This window comes from Nocardia pseudobrasiliensis NBRC 108224 (assembly GCF_001613105.1).
Lineage (GTDB): Bacteria > Actinomycetota > Actinomycetes > Mycobacteriales > Mycobacteriaceae > Nocardia > Nocardia pseudobrasiliensis.
In genome coordinates this window covers 25,790-47,016 of the sequence record NZ_BDBS01000053.1, presented here as the reverse complement: position 1 = coordinate 47,016, position 21,227 = coordinate 25,790, and the positions used below count along the sequence as shown (strand labels likewise).

Below are 21,227 nucleotides of genomic sequence, written 5' to 3'. Positions count from 1 at the left end.
AGTCGCGACCGAGCCGCCGGACACTACGACAGACCGGTCGAGTTGCGCGATGCGGAGCGACCGGCATCGCGGCCGTTCTGACGCGGCGTGCGGCGTGAGTCCATGAGGAAGAACAGGGCGGCCTTGCGCCGCGGACATTGATCCCGGGGGCAGCTGCTGTGGATGTGCAAGATGTTGTGAGCTTGCTCGACGGTGAGGTGCCGGGGCACCACCGCGCAACTGTCGAAGACGAGTGCCATGCGGTGCTCCATCCTGGTCGTGCGTACAGTGTGGCGCGTCACATAATTTCCGGACGCCGGATCGGAGAGACCCAACCGGTCCGCTCGACGCCGTAAATCAGCCACAGTGGTGTGTGTTTCCGATTCGGTAGCCGGGTAAACCACGAGAATTGTCGCGATCGCGAGGTAAATGCCGTCGATGCCGCTCGCCGAAGCCGGGACCGGGCGGTTCGAAGCCGCTTCGCGAATCCGCCGGCACGACGGCTCGACCAGGTCGGAGCTGGTTCGGGGGGTCGAGCGGTTCGCGCGCGAGGGTACCGGACGATGTTCGGGGGTCTCGACACGATCGTCGCTGTGGCCATCGCCACAGCGCTTCAGCGCGGGCGGCTCACCGCTTGCCGCGGATGTGGTTCGGATCAATTCGACGGACATTTCGGAATGGTCGCGAAAATGCGTGAAACCGGATAACCGAATGCGGGCGAATATCTCGATTCCGGAACGCCCGCGCGCCCGGTTTCGCATGACTACTGTCGTGTCCGAGACGATCCGAGCGAGGAGGGGCACGCGTGGAAGAGAAGAATCGTGAGATCGAGCCCGACGCGGTGTGGCAGCGCACCGGCGCCGGCGCGGGCGGCGTCGAGGTGGCATTCCTCGCCAGCGGCAATATCGGCCTGCGTGACGCGAAGAACCCGGACGGCCCTACCCTGATCTTCACCCCGGGCGAGTGGCGCGCCTTCGTCCTCGGCGCCAAGGACGGCGAGTTCAACCGGCCTGGGACATAAGGGGCTTTTGCCCTTGGTCGGCCAGGGCCTCACCTTTTGCCCTTGGTCGGCCAGGGCCTCACCTTTTGCCCTTGGTCGGCCAGGGCCTCACCTTTTGCCCTTGGTCGGCCAGGGCCTCACCTTTTGCCCTTGCTCACGCCCCCAGGGCGGGAGCGAGGGCACCCCACGAAACATGCAGCGTGTCCTGCCAATACGACCACGAATGCGTCCCCACCGGATTGTGGTCGACCCGGGCCGGGATGTTCATCGTCCGCAACCGCTGCTCGAACGCCGTGACGCAGGCATCGACGCCCGCCTCGATCGGCCCGCCGAAGAAGATGTTCTCCGGCAGTTGCGGCTTGATCTCGGCCTCGTGCGGGCCGGGAATGCCGGTTCCGGTGGACAGGTAGATCGTCTTGCCGCGCAAGCGATCCGCGAGCAGCGCGGGATCGTGTTCGGCCCACGCCGGATCGCCGGGCAGACCCCACATACCGGCCGGATTGCCGCCTCGATTGGCGATCGAGAACAGCATCGAACCCTGCGCCAACCCGAGATCGGGACAGGCGCTGTAACCCGCGACCGCGCGGTACAGCTGTGGATCACGCACGGCCAGAACGAAAGCCGCGATACCGCCCATGGACAGTCCGCCGATCGCGTTCACCCCGTTGCCCGCGAAGGCGGCGTCGATGATCGGGGGGAGCTCACTGGTCAGGAAGGTCTCCCAGCGATAGCGCCCGAAGCGCGGATCGTCGTCGCGCCAATCGGTGTAGTAGCTGGCCTGGCCGCCCAGCGGCAGCACCACATTGACGTTCTTGCCCGCGAAGAAGTTCTCGGCGTCGGTGGCATTGGTCCAGGTGCTCTGCCGGTCGCCGGGATCCAGGCCGTCGAGCAGATAGTAGGTCGGCCGCGGCCCGCCCCCGCGCGGATGCAGCACCTGCACCTGCACGGTCCGGCCCATGGCGGGCGAGTCGATGAACACCGCGGATCGTGTCGGCCCGAGCTCATCGATACCGACGATCCTGGCCGCATCGGCCGCTGGCATCCGACCGGTCAACGGAACCGTGACGCCGAGAACAACTGCCAGCACCGCAACAGCAACGGTCCTGATTCGCATCTCCCCACCTCCATCAGACCCACGCAACCACGCATTCCAACGTAGCTCAGGTCCAGATGGGCGGCTTCGGATTGACCGATTAGCGCCTGTTCAGCAAACCGTTCGGTTCGTATCAGCTGACCAGTTGGCAAGCGCTCAGCGTTCGGCGCGCTCCAGCGCACCGCGGATCGATCCCGCCAGATAGTCCAGATCCTCGCGCGCCGGGCTGGTGGGTCTGCCGCGCAACCCGAAGCCGTCGCCCGGCGTGCGCGGTATGACGTGCAGATGGACGTGGAAGACCTCCTGCCCGGCGGTCACCCCGTCTGCCAGGAAGAGGTTCACCCCGTCGCAGCCGACCTCCGATGCCCGCAGCGCCGCCGCGAGGCGCTGGCCCACCTGGAACAGCTTGCCGCCGATCGCGGGATCCAATTCGGCCAGGCTGCGCGCGGGCGTCTTCGGGACGACCAGCAGATGCCCGGGCGTCATGGGCCGAATATCCATGAACGCCAGCACATCCTGGTCCTCGTACACCTTCGACGAGGGAGCCCGACCGGCGATGATGTCGGCAAAGACCGTGTACGGGTTCATCTTTCGCGCTACAGGATCGGGGCTGGGGTGTAGCGGGCGGCCTCGGGATTCGCCTCGGCCACCTTCTGCACCTGGGCGATCACCTCGGCGACCTGAGCCTGCGCCGCGCCGATGAAGGCCGACCTGTCGGCAAGGGCCGCATCGAGATCCGCGCGCGAGAGCGGCAGCCGATCGTCGGCGGCCAGGCGGTCCAGCAGATCGGGTTCGCGGCCCTGTTCGCGCATGGCCAGCGCGACGGCCACCGCATGCTCCTTGATGACCTCGTGCGCGGTCTCGCGGCCCACCCCGGCACGCACGGCGGCCATCAGAATGCGGGTGGTCGCCAGGAACGGCAGGTAGCGGTTGAGCTCACGCTCGATGACCGCCGGATAGGCGCCGAATTCGACCAGCACCGTCAGGAAGGTCTCCATCATGCCGTCGACGGCGAAGAAGGCGTCCGGCAGCGCGACCCGGCGCACCACCGAGCAGAACACATCGCCCTCGTTCCACTGCGCCCCGGCCAGCTCCGCGGCCATCGACGCGTAGCCGCGCAGCACCACCTGCAGGCCGTTGACCCGTTCACACGAGCGCGTATTCATCTTGTGCGGCATGGCCGAACTGCCGACCTGGCCCGGCTGGAAACCCTCGGTCACCAGTTCGTGCCCGGCCATCAGCCGCACGGTGTGCGCGAAAGACGAAGGGCCCGCGCCGATCTGGACCAGCGCGGAGAGCACGTCGTGATCGAGCGAGCGCGGATAGACCTGCCCCACACTGGTCAGCACGTTGGCAAAACCCAAGTGCCGCGCCACCTTCTGCTCCAGCTGCACCAGCTTGCCCGCATCGCCGCCGAGCAGATCGAGCATGTCCTGCGCGGTGCCCATCGGACCCTTGATGCCGCGCAACGGATATCGATCGATCAGCTCGCGCAGCCGGGTCAGCGCGATGAGCACCTCGTCGGCGGCCGAGGCGAAACGCTTGCCCAGTGTGGTCGCCTGGGCGGCCACATTGTGCGAGCGGCCCGCCATCACGAGAGTCTGATATTCGGCGGCGCGCTCGGCCAGCCGCGCGGCCACCGCGATCCCGTGCGAGTAGACGTGTTCGAGCGAGAGCCGGATCTGCAGCTGCTCCACATTCTCGGTGAGATCGCGGCTGGTCATGCCCTTGTGGATGTGCTCGTGCCCGGCCAGGGCATTGAATTCCTCGATGCGGGCCTTCACATCGTGGCGGGTGACCCGCTCGCGCTCGGCGATCGAGGCGAGATCGACCTGCTCGAGCACGCGCTCGTAATCCTCGACCACGCCCGCGGGAACGTCCACACCCAGCTCGGCCTGCGCCCGCAGCACCTCGAGCCACAACCGACGCTCGAGCACGATCTTGTGTTCGGGCGACCACAGCCGGACCAATTCCGGACTGGCGTAACGGGTGGCGAGGACATTGGGAACCAGGGTCACGAGCAGCCAGTTTAGTGCCGCAGACTCTCCACGCTGACACCGACCGGTTCGGGGCCGCGGGCCGGGGGCGCTATCACGTCGATCAGCTCGAGCAGCGCGCCCCGCGCGACCCGCCGGGGCTGGGGATCCTGTTCGGTCAGGGCGGCCACCACCGCCCCGTCGACCACCGCCACCAACCGGCGCAGCTGTTCGATCCGTACCACCCGATCGGACCGGCGCAGCACATCGGCCAGCAGCTCGTCGAGCTGACTGCGTAGTCGTAGCTGCACATCGCGTAGTTCGGGATGTCGGGCCGAGGCCACCGAACGTTCGTAGCGCGCGATCAGGCGGCCGCGCTCGTCGTGACCGTCCGTGCCGACCAGCAGGTCCAGCACCAGGTCGACGGTCGCCTCGGCGCCGCGGCGGCGATGGGTCACCTCACCCACCCGTCGGCGCATGGCCTCGAGTTCGGCATTGCCGCTGAACTCGACCGCGCGCGCGATCAGATCCTCCAGCGACTCGAAGTAGTAGGTCGTCGACGCCAGGGGCAGATCGGCGCGAGTGGCCACCGAGCGGTGCCGTACAGCGTCGAAACCACCTTCGAGCAGTAATTCGGCGGCGGCCGCGACCAGGGCCTGGCGACGCCGTTCACCTTTCGGGGTCGTCGCGGTGATCACCGTGTCATCGTGCCAGTCGTCATCGGTTCATCCGTACCAAATCGGTGCGATCAAATGAGAAATCCAGTTCGCTCGAGCACACATCGAAGCGGGTTGAAATAACAACCTACGTTTTTCTACCGCATTCCGGCGCGCTGGGTGGGCCAGAACGGAAAGTCTTGCCGGACAATCCGGCTCAGGACTCGAGATACCGGCCCAAACGGACCAGTGCCTCCTCGATATCGGCCGTCGCGCCCGCGAACGAGATGCGGACCGTGTGGTTTCCATTGCGGGTGTCGAAGTCGATGCCCGGCGCCAGCGCCACACCGGTATGCGCCAGCAGATCCGCGCACCAGCGCGTCGAATCGTCGGTGAGATGCGCGATATCGGCGTAGGCGTAGAAGGCGCCGTCGGCCGGGGCCAGGTCGGTGATGCCCAGTTTCGGCAGGCCCTCGAGCAGCAGCGCCCGATTCTCGGCGTAGCGGCGGACATGGCCGTCCAGTTCGGTTTTCGCCTCGGGGCCGAAGGCGTGCAGCGCGGCGTACTGCGAGATCGCGGGCGGGCACACCGTCATGTTCGACGCCAGCCGCTGCAGGGCCGGGCGTAAGCCCGGCGGCGTCAGCATCCAGCCCATCCGCCAACCCGTCATGGAGAAGTACTTCGACACCGAGCCGATGACGACCGCCTCGCGCGAGGTCTGCCAGGCCGAGGAGGTCGGCTCCGTATCGATACCGGGATAGACGATGCCGTGGTAGATCTCGTCGGAGATCAGCAGGGTGCCGTGCTCGTCGCACCAGCGCGCCAGGGCGGCCAATTCGGCCGGGGCGATCATGGTTCCGGTGGGATTGGCCGGACTCGCCACGATCAGTCCCGCGGGCGGTTCGGATAGAGCCTCGAGCATCGCGACCGTCGGCTGGAAGCGGGTCTCGGGGCCGCAGTCGAGTTCGATCACCTCGCAGCCCAGCGCGGTCAGGGTGTTGCGATAGGCCGGATAGCCCGGCCGAGCGACCACCACGGTATCGCCGGGATCGAAGGCGGCCAGGAAGATCAGCGTGAACGCGCCCGATGAACCGGTCGTGATCACCACATCGTCGGGATGTACGTCGTAGCCGTAGGTGCGAATGTGGTGTTCGGCGATGACCTGCCGCAGCGGCAGGATGCCGAAAGTCTCGGTGTAGCCCAACAATTCGGCGTCCAGGGCGGCCTTCGTGGCGCGCAGCACCGGAACCGGTGCGGGGGTGGACGGCTGGCCCGCCGCCAGGACGATCACATCGCCGTGGGTGCGGGCGCGTTCGGCGGCGGCCTTCCAGACGTCCATGACATAGAAGGCGGGCACGGTCGATCGACGGGATTCACTGCGCACTGGAACGACGGTAGAACACCGGCCGCCGACGCGCCCGAGGTATTTCGGAGCCTTCCTGAGACCACGCTGAGTTCTGGCCGGGCGGACTGCCACTTGGGCAATCGTCCTGTTATCGTCGGCAGAATGCCTGACCAGGCACGCCTCGCGAAGCCGTACAAAGGGGGTTGGACGGTGATCCGGCCCGATTGGCGCAGCGAGCTGCGGCGGGACCGGAACTCCGGCCTCATCCGGGCGCGGCGGGCTCGTGAGCGAGCGCTGCGCGGGCTGGCGCGGGCCCGGAGCCAGGCCCGCCGGATCGCGAAAATCGATTGGCAGGCCTATCTACGGCGCGATTGGCGCGCCTATGCGCGGGAACAGTGGCCGTCGTTGCGCGCGTGGATGTTCCAGCATCGCGTGCTCATCGCGGGGATGGCGGCGATCGCCCTGTTCGCCGCGGCCGATGCCGTCGCGCCCCGCCCGCTGGACGGATCGCCCACGCCCGGAACGGGACAGCGCGTACCCGTCGCCTATCCGCTGCAGGTGGCCGGGCCGTCGGAATCGAGTAAGCGCTATCTCACGGCGATCAACAACGGTGAGCGACTGCGCGAGGCACAGGTCGTCGCCGCGGCCGCCCGCGCGACCCTGGACCGAGCCAAGGCCGAGGCCGCCGCGGCGGTGGCGGGCGATCCACAGCCCTGGCTCAACGGCCCGGTCACCACGCTGCCCGGCGGAATCCTGCCCGGCACAGGCGGTTTCGTACTGCCCGCCCGCGGCGCGTTCACCTCCGGCTACGGACAGCGCTGGGGCACATTCCATTACGGGATCGATATCGCCGCGCCCATCGGCTCACCCATCTACGCGGTGGCCGACGGCACGGTCATAGACGCCGGACCCGCACAGGGTTTCGGGCTGTGGGTGCGCATTCGGCACAGCGACGGTTCGATCACCGTCTACGGGCATATGTACGACTTCTCGGTCTCGGTCGGCGAGCGCGTGCGCGCCGGACAGCAGATCGCCCGCGTCGGCAACCGCGGCGATTCCACCGGGCCGCATCTGCATTTCGAGGTGCTGATCGGCGGACAGCATGTCGATCCGCAGCCCTGGCTGGCGCTGCACGGGTTGAGACTGGGCTGAGCGCCGCGCGATTCGTCAGACGCGAGCGGGAATCGAGATGCGGTCTTCCACGGCGGCCAGTGCGATATCGCCGCGATAGTGACTGCCGGGCAGTTTGATCTTGGCGATGCGCTCGTAGGCGCGGGCGCGGGCCTCGGTCAGATCGGCGCCGGTGGCCACCACGTTGAGCACCCGACCGCCGCCGGACAGCAGCGCGCCGTCCTCACGCAGCGATGTACCCGCGTGCAGCACTTCGGTATTCGCCTGCGTGGCGTCGACTCCGGAGATGACGTCGCCGGTGCGGGGGCGGGCCGGATAGTTCTCCGCGGCCAGCACCACCGTGAGCGCCGAACCATCCTTCCAGCGCGGGCGCTCGGCCCGATCCAGGGCGCCGGTGGCGGTCGCGTACAGCAGTGCGCCGAGCGGGCTGTCCAGTAGCGCCAGGACGGCCTGGGTCTCGGGATCGCCGAAGCGGCAGTTGAATTCGATCACCGCGGGGCCGGCCTGGCCGATCGCCAGTCCGGCGTAGAGCAGTCCGGAGAACGGAACACCGCGCCGAACCAGTTCCGCCGCAACGGGTTCCACCACCCCGGTGACGATCTCCTCGAGCGTCTCCTCGGGTAACCAGGGCAGCGGCGCGTAGGCGCCCATACCGCCGGTATTGGGTCCGGTGTCGCCGTCGCCGACGCGCTTGTGATCCTGCGCGGGCAGCAGCGGCACCACGGTCTCACCGTCGACCAGGCAGAACAGCGAGACCTCGGGTCCGTCCAGGAACGATTCGAGCAGTACCGGATGACCCTGCTCGAGCAGTTCGGCGCCGTGATCGCGCGCGGCCGAGCGGTCGGCGGTGACCACCACGCCCTTACCCGCGGCCAGGCCGTCGTCCTTGACCACCCAGGTCGGGCCGAAGCGGTCCAGTGCCGCATCGAGTTCGCCCGGATGATCGACCACCTCGCTGTGCGCGGTACGCACGCCGGCGGCGTTCATCACATCCTTGGCGAACGCCTTGGAACCCTCGATCCGGGCCGCCGACGCCGACGGGCCGAAGCAGGCGATACCCGCCGCGCGCACCGCGTCGGCGACGCCGAGCACCAACGGCACCTCGGGCCCGACCACCACCAGATCGGCCTCGATCTCGCGCGCCAGCCCGGCCACCGCGTCGCCATTGCACGGATCGACCGAGCGCAGCTGGGCATGCTGGCCGATCCCCGGGTTCCCGGGCGCGGCGAAGATTCCGCTCACCCCCGGATCCCGGCGCAGAGCTTCCACCAGGGCGTGTTCACGGGCTCCGGAGCCGATCACGAGTACGCGCACGCACGACAGCCTAAATCACTGTGTTTTCTGCCTCCGCTTCGCTCCGGCGGTTCGTGGCCCCTGAGTCTCGTCATTGCGCGGTCGAGACGGGCCACGAACGGTTGCCATCGGGCCGGTTCAGGAACGCGTACCTAGACTGGCCGCTATGGCTTCTGTTTTCAGCGCGATCATTGCCGGCCAGCTGCCGGGGCGGTTCGTGTGGGAGGACGACGAGTTCGTCGCCTTTCTGACGATCGCTCCGATCACCCAGGGGCATACGCTCGTGGTGCCGCGCAAGGAGATCGATCAGTGGCAGGACATCGAGCCCGAGACGTTCGCGCGGATCAACGGGGTCGCGCAGAAGATCGGGCAGGCGGTGCGGGCGGCGTGGGGCGCGCCGCGGGCGGGGCTGCTCGTCGCGGGGCTCGAGGTGCCGCATCTGCATCTGCATGTGTTTCCGGCGTTCGAGCTCGGTGATTTCAATATCTCCCAGGCCGATCCGGAGCCGAGCAAGGAATCCCTCGACGAGGCTCAGGAGAAGATCAAGCAGGCCCTGCGGGATCTGGGCTATGGGGCCAATGTTCCCGACTGACTCCGTCAGCGGGATCATCTGGGGCCGGGTCAGCGGGAGACGGCAGCGCTTCTCGGCAGTCGCACGGTGAACGTCGTGCCCTCGCCGACCACGCTCGACACCGATACCCGGCCGCCGTGCGCTTCGACGAGAGCCTGCACGATCGATAGGCCCAGGCCGGTGCCGCCGCTGTCGCGGCTGCGCGAGGTGTCGGTGCGGTAGAAGCGTTCGAAGATCCGCTCGGCCTGATCGCGCGGCAGACCCGGACCGGTATCGGCGACCTCGACCAGGACGTGGTTCTCGGCCGGGGTCAGTCGCACCGCCACCGAGGCGCTCGGCGGGGTGTGAATGAGGGCGTTGTTGACCAGATTGGCCAGCACCTGCCGCAGCCGCGCCTCATCGCCGGAAATCTCCAAAGTCCCACTGCCGGGCCGGATCTCCAGATCGATCGGCCGCCCCGGCCCCTCCGGACGCTGGGCGGCGTCGACCGCCCGGGCATTGTGCACCGCATCGCTGGCCAGCGCGAGCAGATCCACCGGCCGCCGGTCCAGCGGTCGTTGCGCGTCCAGCCGCGCGAGCATGAGCAGATCCTCCACCAGCAGGCCCATCCGATTGGATTCGCGTTCGATCCGGTTCATGAACATCGCCGGATCGGCCAGCGCCCCTTGCCGATACAGCTCCGCGAAACCCTTGATGGTGGTGAGCGGGGTCCGCAGCTCGTGACTGGCGTCGGCGACGAACCGGCGCATCTTCGCCTCCGAACGCCGCGCCGCCTCCTCGGAGGCCTCGGTGGCGGCGAAGGCGTGCTGAATCTGGGTGAGCATGCCGTTCAACGACTGTGACAGCCGATCCACCTCGGTTCCCGTGTCCTGCACCGGAACTCGCCGATTCAGATCACCCCCGGCAATGGCCGCGGCCGTCTTCTCCACCTCGCGCAGCGGGCGCAGACTGCGCCGGATCACGAACTGCGCCACCACCGCCAGCGCCGCGAGCACCAACGCGCCCACCACGACCTCGAGGCCGACGAGCCGATCGACGATATTCTCGGTCTCGTTGAGCCGTTGCGCCACAACGGCCGTCGTGCCCAATGGGGACACCAGCCGCACCACGCGCCAGTGCAGATCCGAATCGCCGATCGAACCGACCGTGCGCGGATGCCGGTCGAGATCGGCGGGCAGATCCGGCGCGAAGTTGCGATCGGGCGCCTCCAACCGGATCTGTTTGCCCGCTGCGTCTTTGACGTCGATGTAGAACGGGATGAAACCGCGATCGAAGGCGGGCCGAGGCGGCGGCGGCCGATTCGGATCGGCCATCCCGTGGGCGAGCTGGGTGATCTGCCGGTCCACGCTGTCGAGCAGCACACGATGCATGGCCGAGGTCACCGCGAGCCCGGACACCAGCAGTCCCAGCGCCGCGAGCGAGACCAGCGCGAGCACCAGCGTCACCCGCAACGGCACCGACGCCAAGCGATGCGCGATCGCCCGACGCGCACCGCTCATTTCGCGGTCGACCTGCTGCGACTGGGCGCGCGCATCACGTATCCCACCCCGCGCAGCGTGTGGATCAGCCGATCCGGCCCGGTGTCGACCTTCTTGCGCAGATACGACACGTAGGTCTCGACCACGCCGACCTCGCCACCGAAGTCGTAGCGCCAGACATGGTCGAGGATGCGTGGCTTGCTCAGCACCGTGCCCGCATTCACCATGAAGTACCGCAGCAGGGTGAATTCCGTCGGCGACAGGGAGACCGGCTCCCCCGCCTTCCACACCTCGTGGGTGTCGTCGTCCAGTTCGATGTCCTCGAAGGTGATCCGCGAGGACCTCCGTTCGGTCACCACGTGACCGGAGCGGCGCAGAATCACCCGCAACCGCGCCACCACCTCCTCGAGGCTGAAGGGTTTGGTGACGTAGTCGTCCGCGCCCAGGGTCAACCCCGTGACCTTGTCCTCCACCTCGTCGCGCGCGGTGAGAAACAGCACAGGCGCGTCGATCCCGTCCGCCCGCAGCCGACGCAGCAATCCGAACCCATCCATCCCCGGCATCATCACGTCGACGATGAGCGCATCGGGCCGAAACGATTTGGCCTTGTCCAGCCCCTCGGCCCCGTTACCCGCGCTGGCCACCTCGAATCCCTGATAGCGCAAACTGACCGAGAGCAACTCCACGATCATCGGCTCGTCGTCGACCACCAACACCCGAGCCTCGGGCGTCCGATCAGCCACACCATTCATGACGCCCATCGTCCACCTCCCGCCACCCACCCCGCTGAGCCTTGGCTGGGAGTTTCCTGGGAACGATGAGCCGGACCTGCACTGGAGCCCCCTGTCGGGATTGAACCGACGACCTTCGCTTTACAAGAGCGGTGCTCTACCACTGAGCTAAGGAGGCGAAAACGGAGCAATCATAGCCGGGGGCACCGGCTGTGCGGAAAAGTCGCAGCACTTCCGCACGGCCGGTGCTTGCCCGTGCTGGCGCAGTATCGGAGCTACTGCGGGTCAGGACTGCGCGGCCTGCCGGGCCGCGTCGTCGGCGGCCATCGCGTCACGCAGGCTCTTGGGCCGCATGTCGGTCCAGTTCTTCTCCACGTATTCGACGCAGGCAGCGCGGCTGTCCTCGCCGAACACCACTCGCCATCCGGCCGGGACCTCAGCGAAGGCCGGCCACAGCGAATGCTGTTCCTCGTCGTTGACCAGGACGAAGAAGCGGCCGTCCTCGTCGTCGAAGGGGTTGGTGCTCATTTCACCTCACTGGATACTGGCGCTGTAAACGGAAACGCTCGGGCGAGGCGGTCAGCCGGAGCCCGTCAGCGTTGTGTCGACCCTAGCAAGGCCGGCGTTACGCCAGGGCGGTTACCTGGACCCTGCGAAGAAATCGAGCAGAACCTTGTTCACCGCTTCGGGTCGTTCCAGATAGCCGTAGTGCCCGGCATCGGGAATCTCCTGATACCGCGCGCCCGGGATGGCCTCGGCCACCTCGCGGGCCAGATACGGCGGAATCATCCGGTCGTCGGCGAAACCGACCGCCAGACACGGCACCTTGATCCCGCGGTAGGCCTGCAACCGCTCGAAGTCGTGATCCATCCGTCGCTGCGCGCGGATACCGGGAGTGACCGGACCACCGGTGAATTCGAACAGATCCAGCCAGTCCCGCGCGGCATGCGGATCGGCCATGGTCGCCGGGGACAGGTTGAGCACCGCGTTGAGCGCCGCCTCGTACTTCGCGGGCAACTTCTGCCCGCTCGCGTCGAGTTCGTGCTCGCCCAGCGACAGCGTCTTCTGGAAGATGTCGAGCCGCCCGTGCCCGGCCATGAATACGGCTTTGCGCACCAGATCGGGCCGGGCCAGCGCCAGCTCCTGCGCCACCCGCGCACCCATCGAGGTGCCCGCCACCAGCGCGGGACCCTCGTCCAGGAACTCGATCAGCGCCGCGGTGTCGCGGACCATATCGTCGATGTGGATACCCGTCGCGGCCTCGTAGGTCGGCGCGATACCCCGATTGTCGAAGGTGCAGACCCGATAACCGGCCGCCAGCAGCGCGGGCACCTGATGCAGCTCCCACACCCGCCCCGGGCTGCCCGTACCCATGATCAGCACGACCAGCGGCGCCGCGCCCTTGGTGTCGGTGCCCTTGGCCTTGTCACCCTTCACCTGATAGTTCAGCGCGATTCCGTTCACCGTGGCCAACGGCATAATGCTGATCCCTTTCCCGCGACATTAGACTCCCTCCACGGTATAGCTTTGCCGCACGAGGACGTTTCCCCGGTGCCGAGAGGGTATTGCGGTTAGGGCGCGGTCGGCACCGAGGCGACGGCTCGGTGGACCACGCCCGATACCATTGACTTCTCGTAACCGTGACAAATCACCCGAGCCGAGAGGACACGATGATGGCCGCGAAGGGCGCCAACGACATCGCGGACGACGACCTGGAACCGCTCGCCGACGAGACTGCCCGGCAAGCCCAGCGAGTCGTCGCCGCCTACGCCACCGACGCCGACGAGTGCCGAATGCTGCTCTCGATGCTCGGCATCGGGCCGACCGGCCGGGGCGACTAGCCGGTCGGAGTTTCCACTACTACAGCGGGCCCGAGCGGAGGATCCAGTGACCGAACCCCAGACCGACAGACCCGAGCACGCTGTACCCGATATGGATTCCGAACCCAAGGGCTACCAGGGTGATGGGGCGGGCTCCGGATTCGTCGTGGTCGCCAACCGGCTGCCCGTGGATCTGGAGCGACTACCCGACGGCTCCAAGCGCTGGAAGCGCAGCCCGGGCGGGCTGGTGACGGCGCTGGAGTCGGTGTTGCGCAACAACAACGGCGCCTGGGTCGGTTGGGCGGGTGTGCCCGATGTCGACCTCGATCCGATCATCGAGGACGGCCTCGAGCTACATCCGGTACCACTGGCCGCCCAGGAGGTCGCCGACTACTACGAGGGTTTCTCCAACGGAACCCTGTGGCCGCTGTATCACGATGTGATCGTCCGCCCGGAGTACCACCGCGAGTGGTGGGCGGCCTACGTCAACGTCAATCGCCGCTTCGCCGAGCACACCGCGAAGGTCGCCGCCGAGGGCGCGACGGTCTGGGTGCAGGACTATCAGCTGCAGCTGGTGCCGAAGATGCTGCGCATGCTGCGGCCCGATCTGACCATCGGATTCTTCCTGCACATCCCGTTCCCGCCGGTGGAGCTGTTCATGCAGCTGCCGTGGCGGACCGAGATCGTGGAGGGTCTGCTCGGCGCGGATCTGATCGGCTTCCATCTGCCCGGCGGCGCGCAGAACTTCCTGTATCTGGCCAGACGCCTTGCCGGACAGCCGACTTCGCGCGGCAATGTGGGCATCCGTTCGAAACTCGGTGTGGTGCAGGTGGGTTTCCGCACCGTGCGGGTGGGCGCGTTCCCGATCTCGATCGCCTCGGCCGAACTCGACGAGCTGTCGCGCCGTCGCTCGGTGCGCGAACGGGCCGCCCAGATCCGTTCGGAGCTGGGCAATCCCAAGAACATCCTGCTCGGCGTCGATCGGCTCGACTACACCAAGGGTATTGATATCCGCCTGGCCGCCCTCGACGAGCTGCTCCAAGAGGGCCGCATCGATCCGAGCGAGACGGTGATGGTGCAGTTGGCCACGCCCAGCCGCGAGCGGGTCGAGAGCTACATCCAGATGCGCAGCGATATCGAGCGCCAGGTCGGACGCATCAACGGTGAATTCGCCCGGGTCGGCTTCCCGGTCGTGCACTATCTGCACCGGCCGATCCCCCGCGACGAGCTGATCGCCTTCTTCGTCGCCGCGGACGGCATGCTCGTCACCCCGCTGCGCGACGGCATGAATCTGGTCGCCAAGGAGTACGTCGCCTGCCACAGCGGCCTCAACGGCGCGCTCGTGCTGAGCGAATTCACCGGCGCCGCAGCCGAATTGCGCCAGGCCTACCTGTGCAACCCACACGATCTGGACAGCGTGAAGGATGCCATCACCCACGCCCTGTCCGACGATCCGGATACTCGCCGCCGCCGCATGCGCGCGCTGCGCCGCCAGGTCCTCACCCACGACGTGGACCGCTGGGCTCGCGCCTTCCTCGACGCGCTGGCCCAGGATCGGGTGGCGGGCAGCGCGCTGCTGTCCGATGACGACATCGATCCCGAGGCGAGCTGATCAGCGGTTGTAGGGCCGCTCCTGCACCCAGCTGAAGCCGCGCTCGGTCAGCGGGAACGCCTTCGGATCCAATTTGGTGAACCAGGCGTGAATGCGATGTCCCGCATAGTCGTCCGCATCGATGACCAGCCGCCCGGCCTCGGGCCACCAGTAGCTCAGCCGCACCCGGACCGGGGCCTGCCGGTAGGTGCCGAGTTCGAGCGCATGCTCGAGATCGATGTAGTGTCGCGCGGGATCGATTGTGCCGCCGTACATTTCGAACGAATCGTCCATGTGCTGAATGGTCAGCACGACCGGATCGGTGACGTGGAAGGGTCGATCGACGACCACATGCCGCCACCGCAGCTCGTCGGTGAGCAGCGGATCGCGCCGGTAGCCCTCGGCGGAGAACCCGTCGACCCGATAGATGCCGTACAGCTCCGGTGCGGGCCTGTGCCACTGCTGCCAGTTCTGCGCGCCCGTCACACCCAACAGCAGCAGGCCGACGCCGAGCTGCACGCCCAGCGCGATCCGATTCGCCCGCCGGGTCGCGAACAGCGCCGCCGGACGGGCCGCGGGCGCCGCCCGATCGGAGAACAGGACCGCGCCGAGCCGCCGCGCGTGCGGAGCGAGCAGAAACAGGCTGAGCAGCAACAACTGTGACGACACCGTCTTCAGTCGGATGTCGTAGGTCAGGTTCAGAAGGAACACCTGGGTCATATCGACCGCGCACAGCAGCGCGCCCGCGGCCGTGGCCCGCGGGACCAGCAGCAGCACCCCGCCGAGCAGTTCGGCCGCGCCCAGCGCGATCTCGTACGGCTGGGAAATCCCGACTTGCGACCACAGCACCCCCTCCGGGCTGAAGTTGCCGAACGGTTCCACCAGCCGACTCAATACGAACGGCATCTGCGTCGGAATCGCCTTGGCCATGCCGAAATAGAACATCGCCGTGGCCAGCACGAACCGCAGATACACCCGGAACCAGGCCAGCAGCCGCGGATATCCACCGCGCCGACGATCCAGCACCGACCACACCACCGTGACCACCGCGGCGGCCACCACCATCGAGAACAGCACGGTCCACTGGAAGGCGCTGTCGCTACCGACCTGCGTACTCTCCACCCGCAACCCGAGCACCCGGCCACCGACCCACTCGATCGGCGGCCGCACCCGATCCAACACCCGCGACACCGACAACCAGGACAGGTGCAATCCCGCCCCCGCCAACAGGATCGGCGTCAACCCCAGCACGGCCGCCAGCCCGAACGACCCGAAATAACAGAACCCGAATCGAAATCCGATGCGAGTCCACAGGTTCCAGCGCGTCTCGGTCCTGGCTTCCGCCGGTTCGATACCGGATTCCGCCGCACCCGACGCGGTCGCCACCATCGCCCCTCCCGGCGTCGCCGAACACTGTGCCTCGAATGTAGAGCGCAGTCCTTAAGGGGGACAGGGTCTTCCGCTTAACGACCGGATTCGCTCAGACCGGCGTCACCTGCGCCACCAGCCAGTGCCCGTCCTCCTTGTCCAGGGTGACGCGCACCCGGCTCGGAGTGACCGTGCCCTGCGGGGCGTCCTTGCTGGTGGTGATCTGGTTCAGATAGAGCAGCACCACCGCGTGCGAGCGATCGGCGGAGACCACACCGCTGGCCTGGGTATTGGCCTTGACGGTGAGCTCCTTCTCCTTGGCGCCCTTGGCGATGACATCGTTGACCAGCTTGAGGTAGTCCTTGCGGAACTCCGGGGTGAGATTGTCGGCGGCCCTGGGTAGTTCGGTGTCGACGGTGTGGAAGTCGTAGCTGAACATGGCCTGTACGGTCCGGCGCGCGGCCGTTGTCGAATCGCCGCGGGCCTGCTCGGCCTGCCGGTCCGACCAGATGCCCCAGCCGACGAACCCGCCCACCGCCACGGCGGCCACGAACAGGATCGCGGCCCCGGCGAACAGGTACGGGCGCAGTTTGGCGGTCATGGCACGAACTCCACTTGTGAGGCGGTGAGATGTCCGTCGTCACCGTGGCCAACGGTGATCCGGAAGCGGTAGTACCGCTGCTGCGGATCGGCGGAGGCCGCATTGGTCAGTGTCTGCTTGGCGGCCACCAGAACCCGGGCGGTGTCGTCGTCGTCGCTTTCGATCGCCGCGTCGATGATCTCGCCGGTGGCCCTGACCTTGGCCTGCTGCACGACCTGCGCGTAGGCGTCCTTACGGGAGGCGTACTCCTCCTTGAGCTGGCCCGAGGCGACCGAGAGCACCCGATCGATGTCCTGCTGCGCGGTGTCGTCCTTGATATTGGTGAGGTTGAGCACCGCCTGCTTGGCGGTCTGCACATAGTCGGCCCGCCGGGTGTCGAGCGCGTTCGCGTGCCGGTCGTGATAGATGTACAGGCCGCCGGATCCGATCAGTGCCAGCGCCGACAGCACCGCGATCACCGCGGCCGCCCAACCGAGCGCTCCCAGGCGGCCGGACTTCGCGGGGCCGTCCCCACCGGCCGCCGCGTCCGGGGCCGCCGATTCGATTGCCGCGACGGCCGGTTCGGACACAACCGTGGGCTCGACCACCGGGGCGTCGAATTTCGCCGTGACCGCGGACCGCTCCACGATCGGCTCCACCTCGGTGGCACCCTCGGCCGGTCCCGCCGACCGCACCGCGCGCCGCCGTCCCCGCCCCTCGGTGTCTTTGGTTTCGCTCATCGTTGCTGCTCCTCGAGCATCGTCTGCCAGCTCGACGGTACCGTTCCCGAACCACCCGCTGCGACGTCGCCTTCCCGATAGGTTCGGCCGTCGGGACCGAGAAATGTGCCGGTGCCGGGATCGTACTGCCTGTTCACGGCCGCAGGATGGGTCTGTGCCTCGGCGGGTCCGCCCGCCGCGGGCACCGGATTGGGCTTACCGCTGGGCGGATTGTCGCCCTGGGGAACATAGCCGCGCGGATCGTGGCAGATCTCCGGGGTCGGCGCGCGCTTACCGGGCACGTCCTCGCACGGGAAGTTGCGGATACCGCGCACCGAGGTCTGCGAGTTCTGCGGAATCTTGCAGTACGACTCGGGTGTGTCCGGGGTGCTGAAATCGGCCGGGGAGCGCCACTGCTCCGGCGGCAGGAAGCCCGTGGTGCAGCCCGGCGGATCGTTGAGGCCGAGCGCGAAGTCCACGACCGCACCGTATTTCGACGGCGCGGTACTCGCCGAGGTCATCAGCGCCGCGATCAGCGGCGGGAAGACGACCAGAATCTGTTCCAGCCCGGCGTGATAGGTCACGCCCACCTGCCCGACGGTCACCAGATTCGACAGCAGTAGCGGCAGTGTCGGTTTCAGATCCTGGAACGTCGAGCTCACCTTCTGCGCGGCCGAGGGCGTGCGGTCGAGCAGTTGTCCCAGCGAGGGATCGTGCTGGCGCAGTTGATCGGTCAGCGTCGCCAGATCCCGGGTCCAGGAGCGCACGGCGGCATCGGAGCGGTTCTGGGTGTCCAGCAGCGGCCCGATCTTCTCCAGCAGATCCTTGGTCTGCCCGGTATTCGCCTTGGCCTCCTGCACCAGCAGCGACGCGGAGTCGATGAACTTCTGCAGATCCGGCCCGGCCCCGTTGAAGGCGATGAACGCGTCGTCGATGAGCTGCCGCAGTTTGGTATCGGCCACCGTGGACAGCAGTCGGTCGGCCTGATCGAGCATGGCGCCGACATCCTGCGGAAGTTTGGTGCGCTCCACCGGAATCACCGAACCGTCGCCCAGATTGCCGCCGTGCGGCGAGGCCGTGGGCACCAGATCGACGTACTGCTCGCCGACCGCCGATACGCTCTTGACGTAGGCGTCCACATCGGCGGGCACCTTGTAGTCACTGTTGATCGACAGCTTCGCGTCCACCCCGTCGGGGGTGAGCCGCACCTCGTCGACCTTGCCGATATTCGTGCCGCGATAGGCGACGTTCGCGGTCGGATACAGCCCGCCCGTGGCCACCAGTTTCACCGTCACGGTGTAGCGACCGACGCCGAACATCGCGGGCAGATGGATATAGCTCGCGGCCATCACCACGACGCCGACCACCGTCAGCACCGAGAAGATGATCAGCTGGGTGCGTACGAACCGGGTGAGTTTCATTGCCCCGGACCTCCTTGCGGCGCACCGGGAACCGTCAGGCCGGGGATGGCGGGCAGGCCCGGAATCGGCGGCAGCCCCGGAATGCTCGGCGTCGGTTGCGGCGGCTGCAGCGGGCCCTGCACCGGATCGCCCTTCACACCGGCCGTCCCCGCGATCGTGCCCAGCGCCGCCTCGACGCCGTATTTGGCCTGCACGCCGCCGAACGCCCCGCCGAGCGGGGTGCCGGTCAGCCAGTTGGAATCCATGCGGGCGCCGGTCAGGTCGTAGGTGACGAACAGGTTCATGTAGTCGCCCTTGACCGCCTTGTTGATGCCCTTGATCGGGAATGGAAAGGTCAGCAGCAGCTGCAGCGAATTCGCGAGGCGGTCACCGGTATCGGCCAGCGACTGCAGCGTGGGCCACAGATTGGCCAGATTCGCCTTCAGATCGTGGCCGCCCTGCGCGATCACCCGCTGCACGACCTCGCTCAGATCACCCAGCGCGGTAATGGTTTTGGTGATGTTCTCGCGCCGATCCGCCAGCACCGTCAGCGCCGGGTGGATGTTCTGGATGGCCGCGGCCACCTGATCCTTCTGCTGGGCCAGCTGCCCGGCGAACCGGTCCAGCCCACCCATGGCGGCGATGATGTCACCGGTCTGCTGATCGAGAGTCGTTGTCAGCTGGGTCAATTGGGGAAGCAGATCGCGAATCGCGTCCTGACGGCCGGTGAAGGTCGCGTTGAGCTCATGGGTGATGGTCTCGAGCTGTGAGATACCGCCGCCGTTGAGCACCACAGACAGCGACGACAGCGTCTGCTCGGTGCTCGGGAAGGTTCCGGCGCGATCCAGCGGGATGGTGTCGCCGTTTTTCAGTTGCCCCTGCGGCTGCACGCCCTGGGGCGCGGCCAGTTCGACGTGATTGCTGCCCAGCAGGCTGGTCTGCCCGATCCGCGCGATCGCGTTGGCGGGCAATTTCACATCCCGGTCGAGGCTCACGGTGACCAGCGCGTGCCAGTTCTCCACCTCGATCCCGGTCACCGTTCCCACGGTCACGTCGTCCACCTTGACCGGCGAATTACGGGTCAGCGTGGTCACATTCGGCATCTGGATGCGCACCCGCCACGAACCCGCACCGGTACCCGCCGCGCCCGGCATGGGCAGCGAGTTCAGGCCGTCCCACTGACAGCCGGTCGCCCCCAGCAGTACCGCCAGCCCGATCGCCACACCCGCGACCCGCAGTCTTCTTTTCATCGCCCGCCTCCCGGAAGTGCGAGTCCGGCGATGCCGTTGGGCACCGAGACCGGAGGAGCCTGCGCCCCGGCCCGGTCGGCGAGTTCCGGGGTGCTGTAGACGAGCTGACTGGGGAACGCCGTCTGGGTGGACGCCGGATTCACCAGCAGCGGTGGGTAGTTCATCATCAGCGAGTTCAGCACCGGGCTCAGATACTGCCGGCACAGCGCCGCGGATTTGTCGGAGTCGTCGGCCTGGATGCCCTCGACCGCACCGCACAGGAATTGGACGGGATTGGCGAAGTTCGTACCGACCAGCGCGCCCGCGAGCGAACCCTGGGCGGGCTTGTAGATCTGATAGAAGTTCACCAGCCCGTTCGGGCCCGCGTGCAGCACTCGCTCGAGTTCGGGTCGCTTGTCGGCGAGCAACTGGGTGACATCGGTGAGCCGCTGCACGCTCTCGGTCAGCGCGCCGCCACGCTCGTCGAGGAATCGCTTCACATCGGCCACCGCGGAATCCAGATTGTCCAGTCCCGCACCGAGATCCGAGGAGACGCCCGCCAGCACCGAGGACACCGAGGCCAGCCGCCCGCCGAACTGCACGATCTGCTCATTGCTATTGGACAGCACATCGACGAACTGCTGCAGATTGCGAATCGTGCCGAACAGATCGGTGCGACCGTCCGACAGCGTGTCGAGCGTGGCCGACAGTTCCCGCAGGGTGTCCCGGAAGGACTGGGCATTGCCGTTGCCGAGATTGTCCGCGGCGGTGCCGACGAAGCGGCCGAACGAACCCTGCTTGTCGTCGCCGACCGGCCCCAGAGCCTGTGACAGCTTGGTCAATTCGGCCTTGATGTCGTCCCATTCCACGGGCACCGCGGTGTGCTCGATCGGGATCTCGGCATTGTCGTGCATCTTCGGGCCGCCGACATAGGCGGGCGCCAACTGCACGAACCGGGCCGACACCAGCGAGGGCGAGATGGTCACCGCGCGGGCGTCGGCGGGGATGTCGATGCCGCGATCGACGGTCATCGCCACCTTCACCCGGTCCTGGCCCGGCTCGATCGAGTCGATCCGCCCGACCTTCACCCCGAGGATGCGCACGTCATCCCCGGCATACAGTCCGGTCGTGGACGGGAAATACGCTGTGACGTGGGTCTTTCCAATATTGGTCACCGCGCTGTAGCCGATCCAACCGGCCAGCGCCACCACCAGCGCGGCGGCGATCAGGCGGGCCCAGCGCGGCACCGAGGTCATCCGGCGTAATG

The 21,227-nt window shown here is 67.4% G+C and carries 22 protein-coding genes and 1 tRNA gene; 5 read left to right on the top strand and 18 right to left on the bottom strand.

The window, feature by feature from the left end; all coding sequences use genetic code 11:
- Positions 1–23: 23 nt before the first annotated feature.
- Positions 24–650, bottom strand: a complete 627-nt coding sequence (locus NP4_RS33860; protein WP_147287964.1) for a hypothetical protein — start codon at positions 648–650, stop codon at positions 24–26.
- A gap of 134 nt (positions 651–784) precedes the next feature.
- On the opposite strand from NP4_RS33860, the gene NP4_RS33855 reads away from it, so the two are divergent.
- Positions 785–1,000: a DUF397 domain-containing protein gene (locus NP4_RS33855; RefSeq protein ID WP_062507960.1), complete on the top strand. Its 216-nt coding sequence runs from the start codon at positions 785–787 to the stop codon at positions 998–1,000.
- A 133-nt stretch (positions 1,001–1,133) separates the two neighbouring features.
- On the opposite strand, the gene NP4_RS33850 is transcribed toward NP4_RS33855, so the two are convergent.
- The 5 genes from NP4_RS33850 to NP4_RS33830 all read right to left on the bottom strand — a co-directional run bounded on the left by NP4_RS33850 (position 1,134) and on the right by NP4_RS33830 (position 6,088).
- Positions 1,134–2,093, bottom strand: coding sequence for an alpha/beta hydrolase (locus NP4_RS33850; protein WP_068006623.1), 960 nt, complete (start codon positions 2,091–2,093; stop codon positions 1,134–1,136).
- Between the two features lie 135 nt (positions 2,094–2,228).
- Positions 2,229–2,660 carry an HIT family protein gene (locus NP4_RS33845; RefSeq protein ID WP_068006620.1) on the bottom strand — a complete coding sequence of 144 codons (432 nt, stop codon included), beginning with the start codon at positions 2,658–2,660 and terminating at the stop codon, positions 2,229–2,231.
- An 8-nt stretch (positions 2,661–2,668) separates the two neighbouring features.
- Positions 2,669–4,090, bottom strand: coding sequence for an adenylosuccinate lyase (gene purB / locus NP4_RS33840; protein ID WP_068006618.1), 1,422 nt, complete (start codon positions 4,088–4,090; stop codon positions 2,669–2,671).
- An 11-nt stretch (positions 4,091–4,101) separates the two neighbouring features.
- Complete coding sequence (locus NP4_RS33835; protein WP_068006616.1) at positions 4,102–4,746, bottom strand: TetR/AcrR family transcriptional regulator; 645 nt, start codon at positions 4,744–4,746, stop codon at positions 4,102–4,104.
- A 175-nt stretch (positions 4,747–4,921) separates the two neighbouring features.
- A complete protein-coding gene (locus NP4_RS33830; protein WP_211335870.1) occupies positions 4,922–6,088 on the bottom strand; it encodes a pyridoxal phosphate-dependent aminotransferase in 1,167 nt (388 codons plus the stop codon).
- A 123-nt stretch (positions 6,089–6,211) separates the two neighbouring features.
- Here NP4_RS33830 and NP4_RS33825 point away from each other — a divergent pair, with 123 nt between their 5' ends.
- Positions 6,212–7,201 (top strand): M23 family metallopeptidase, encoded by a 990-nt coding sequence (locus NP4_RS33825; protein ID WP_068006611.1) that lies wholly within the window; start codon positions 6,212–6,214, stop codon positions 7,199–7,201.
- A 15-nt stretch (positions 7,202–7,216) separates the two neighbouring features.
- On the opposite strand, the gene purD is transcribed toward NP4_RS33825, so the two are convergent.
- Positions 7,217–8,494, bottom strand: coding sequence for a phosphoribosylamine--glycine ligase (gene purD, locus NP4_RS33820; RefSeq protein WP_068006609.1), 1,278 nt, complete (start codon positions 8,492–8,494; stop codon positions 7,217–7,219).
- A gap of 145 nt (positions 8,495–8,639) precedes the next feature.
- Here purD and NP4_RS33815 point away from each other — a divergent pair, with 145 nt between their 5' ends.
- Entirely contained in the window at positions 8,640–9,065 is a 426-nt protein-coding gene (locus tag NP4_RS33815; protein ID WP_062507946.1) for an HIT family protein, read from the top strand.
- A gap of 29 nt (positions 9,066–9,094) precedes the next feature.
- Here the strand turns inward: NP4_RS33815 and NP4_RS33810 are convergent, their stop codons facing one another.
- From NP4_RS33810 to NP4_RS33790, 5 genes are all read right to left on the bottom strand, one after another.
- Complete coding sequence (locus NP4_RS33810) at positions 9,095–10,543, bottom strand: sensor histidine kinase (RefSeq protein ID WP_068006607.1); 1,449 nt, start codon at positions 10,541–10,543, stop codon at positions 9,095–9,097.
- A complete protein-coding gene (locus NP4_RS33805) occupies positions 10,540–11,274 on the bottom strand; it encodes a response regulator transcription factor (protein WP_169813845.1) in 735 nt (244 codons plus the stop codon). Before NP4_RS33805 ends, NP4_RS33810 begins: the two co-directional genes overlap by 4 nt.
- 82 nt (positions 11,275–11,356) lie before the next feature.
- Positions 11,357–11,431 (bottom strand) — tRNA-Thr (locus NP4_RS33800).
- A 107-nt stretch (positions 11,432–11,538) separates the two neighbouring features.
- Complete coding sequence (locus NP4_RS33795) at positions 11,539–11,781, bottom strand: MbtH family protein (RefSeq protein ID WP_019931522.1); 243 nt, start codon at positions 11,779–11,781, stop codon at positions 11,539–11,541.
- A gap of 111 nt (positions 11,782–11,892) precedes the next feature.
- Positions 11,893–12,732, bottom strand: a complete 840-nt coding sequence (locus NP4_RS33790) for an alpha/beta fold hydrolase (protein ID WP_068006605.1) — start codon at positions 12,730–12,732, stop codon at positions 11,893–11,895.
- A 194-nt stretch (positions 12,733–12,926) separates the two neighbouring features.
- On the opposite strand from NP4_RS33790, the gene NP4_RS41825 reads away from it, so the two are divergent.
- Both NP4_RS41825 and NP4_RS33785 read left to right on the top strand, forming a co-directional pair.
- Entirely contained in the window at positions 12,927–13,094 is a 168-nt protein-coding gene (locus NP4_RS41825; RefSeq protein WP_169813844.1) for a hypothetical protein, read from the top strand.
- Positions 13,095–13,185: 91 nt separating this feature from the next.
- Positions 13,186–14,685: an alpha,alpha-trehalose-phosphate synthase (UDP-forming) gene (locus tag NP4_RS33785; protein ID WP_062507932.1), complete on the top strand. Its 1,500-nt coding sequence runs from the start codon at positions 13,186–13,188 to the stop codon at positions 14,683–14,685.
- Here NP4_RS33785 and NP4_RS33780 read toward each other — a convergent pair whose 3' ends face one another.
- The 6 genes from NP4_RS33780 to NP4_RS33755 all read right to left on the bottom strand — a co-directional run bounded on the left by NP4_RS33780 (position 14,686) and on the right by NP4_RS33755 (position 21,216).
- Positions 14,686–16,053 (bottom strand): DoxX family protein, encoded by a 1,368-nt coding sequence (locus NP4_RS33780; protein WP_245997867.1) that lies wholly within the window; start codon positions 16,051–16,053, stop codon positions 14,686–14,688.
- A 91-nt stretch (positions 16,054–16,144) separates the two neighbouring features.
- On the bottom strand, positions 16,145–16,633 hold the full coding sequence (locus NP4_RS33775; protein WP_068006603.1) for an Rv1363c family protein: 489 nt from the start codon (positions 16,631–16,633) through the stop codon (positions 16,145–16,147).
- A complete protein-coding gene (locus NP4_RS33770; protein ID WP_068006601.1) occupies positions 16,630–17,352 on the bottom strand; it encodes an Rv1363c family protein in 723 nt (240 codons plus the stop codon). The genes NP4_RS33775 and NP4_RS33770 overlap by 4 nt, the downstream gene beginning before the upstream one ends.
- Positions 17,349–18,752: an MCE family protein gene (locus tag NP4_RS33765; protein WP_068006599.1), complete on the bottom strand. Its 1,404-nt coding sequence runs from the start codon at positions 18,750–18,752 to the stop codon at positions 17,349–17,351. Before NP4_RS33765 ends, NP4_RS33770 begins: the two co-directional genes overlap by 4 nt.
- Entirely contained in the window at positions 18,749–19,981 is a 1,233-nt protein-coding gene (locus NP4_RS33760; protein WP_068006597.1) for an MCE family protein, read from the bottom strand. The genes NP4_RS33765 and NP4_RS33760 overlap by 4 nt, the downstream gene beginning before the upstream one ends.
- Positions 19,978–21,216, bottom strand: a complete 1,239-nt coding sequence (locus NP4_RS33755; RefSeq protein WP_082876458.1) for an MCE family protein — start codon at positions 21,214–21,216, stop codon at positions 19,978–19,980. The genes NP4_RS33760 and NP4_RS33755 overlap by 4 nt, the downstream gene beginning before the upstream one ends.
- Between the last annotated feature and the right edge of the window lie 11 nt (positions 21,217–21,227).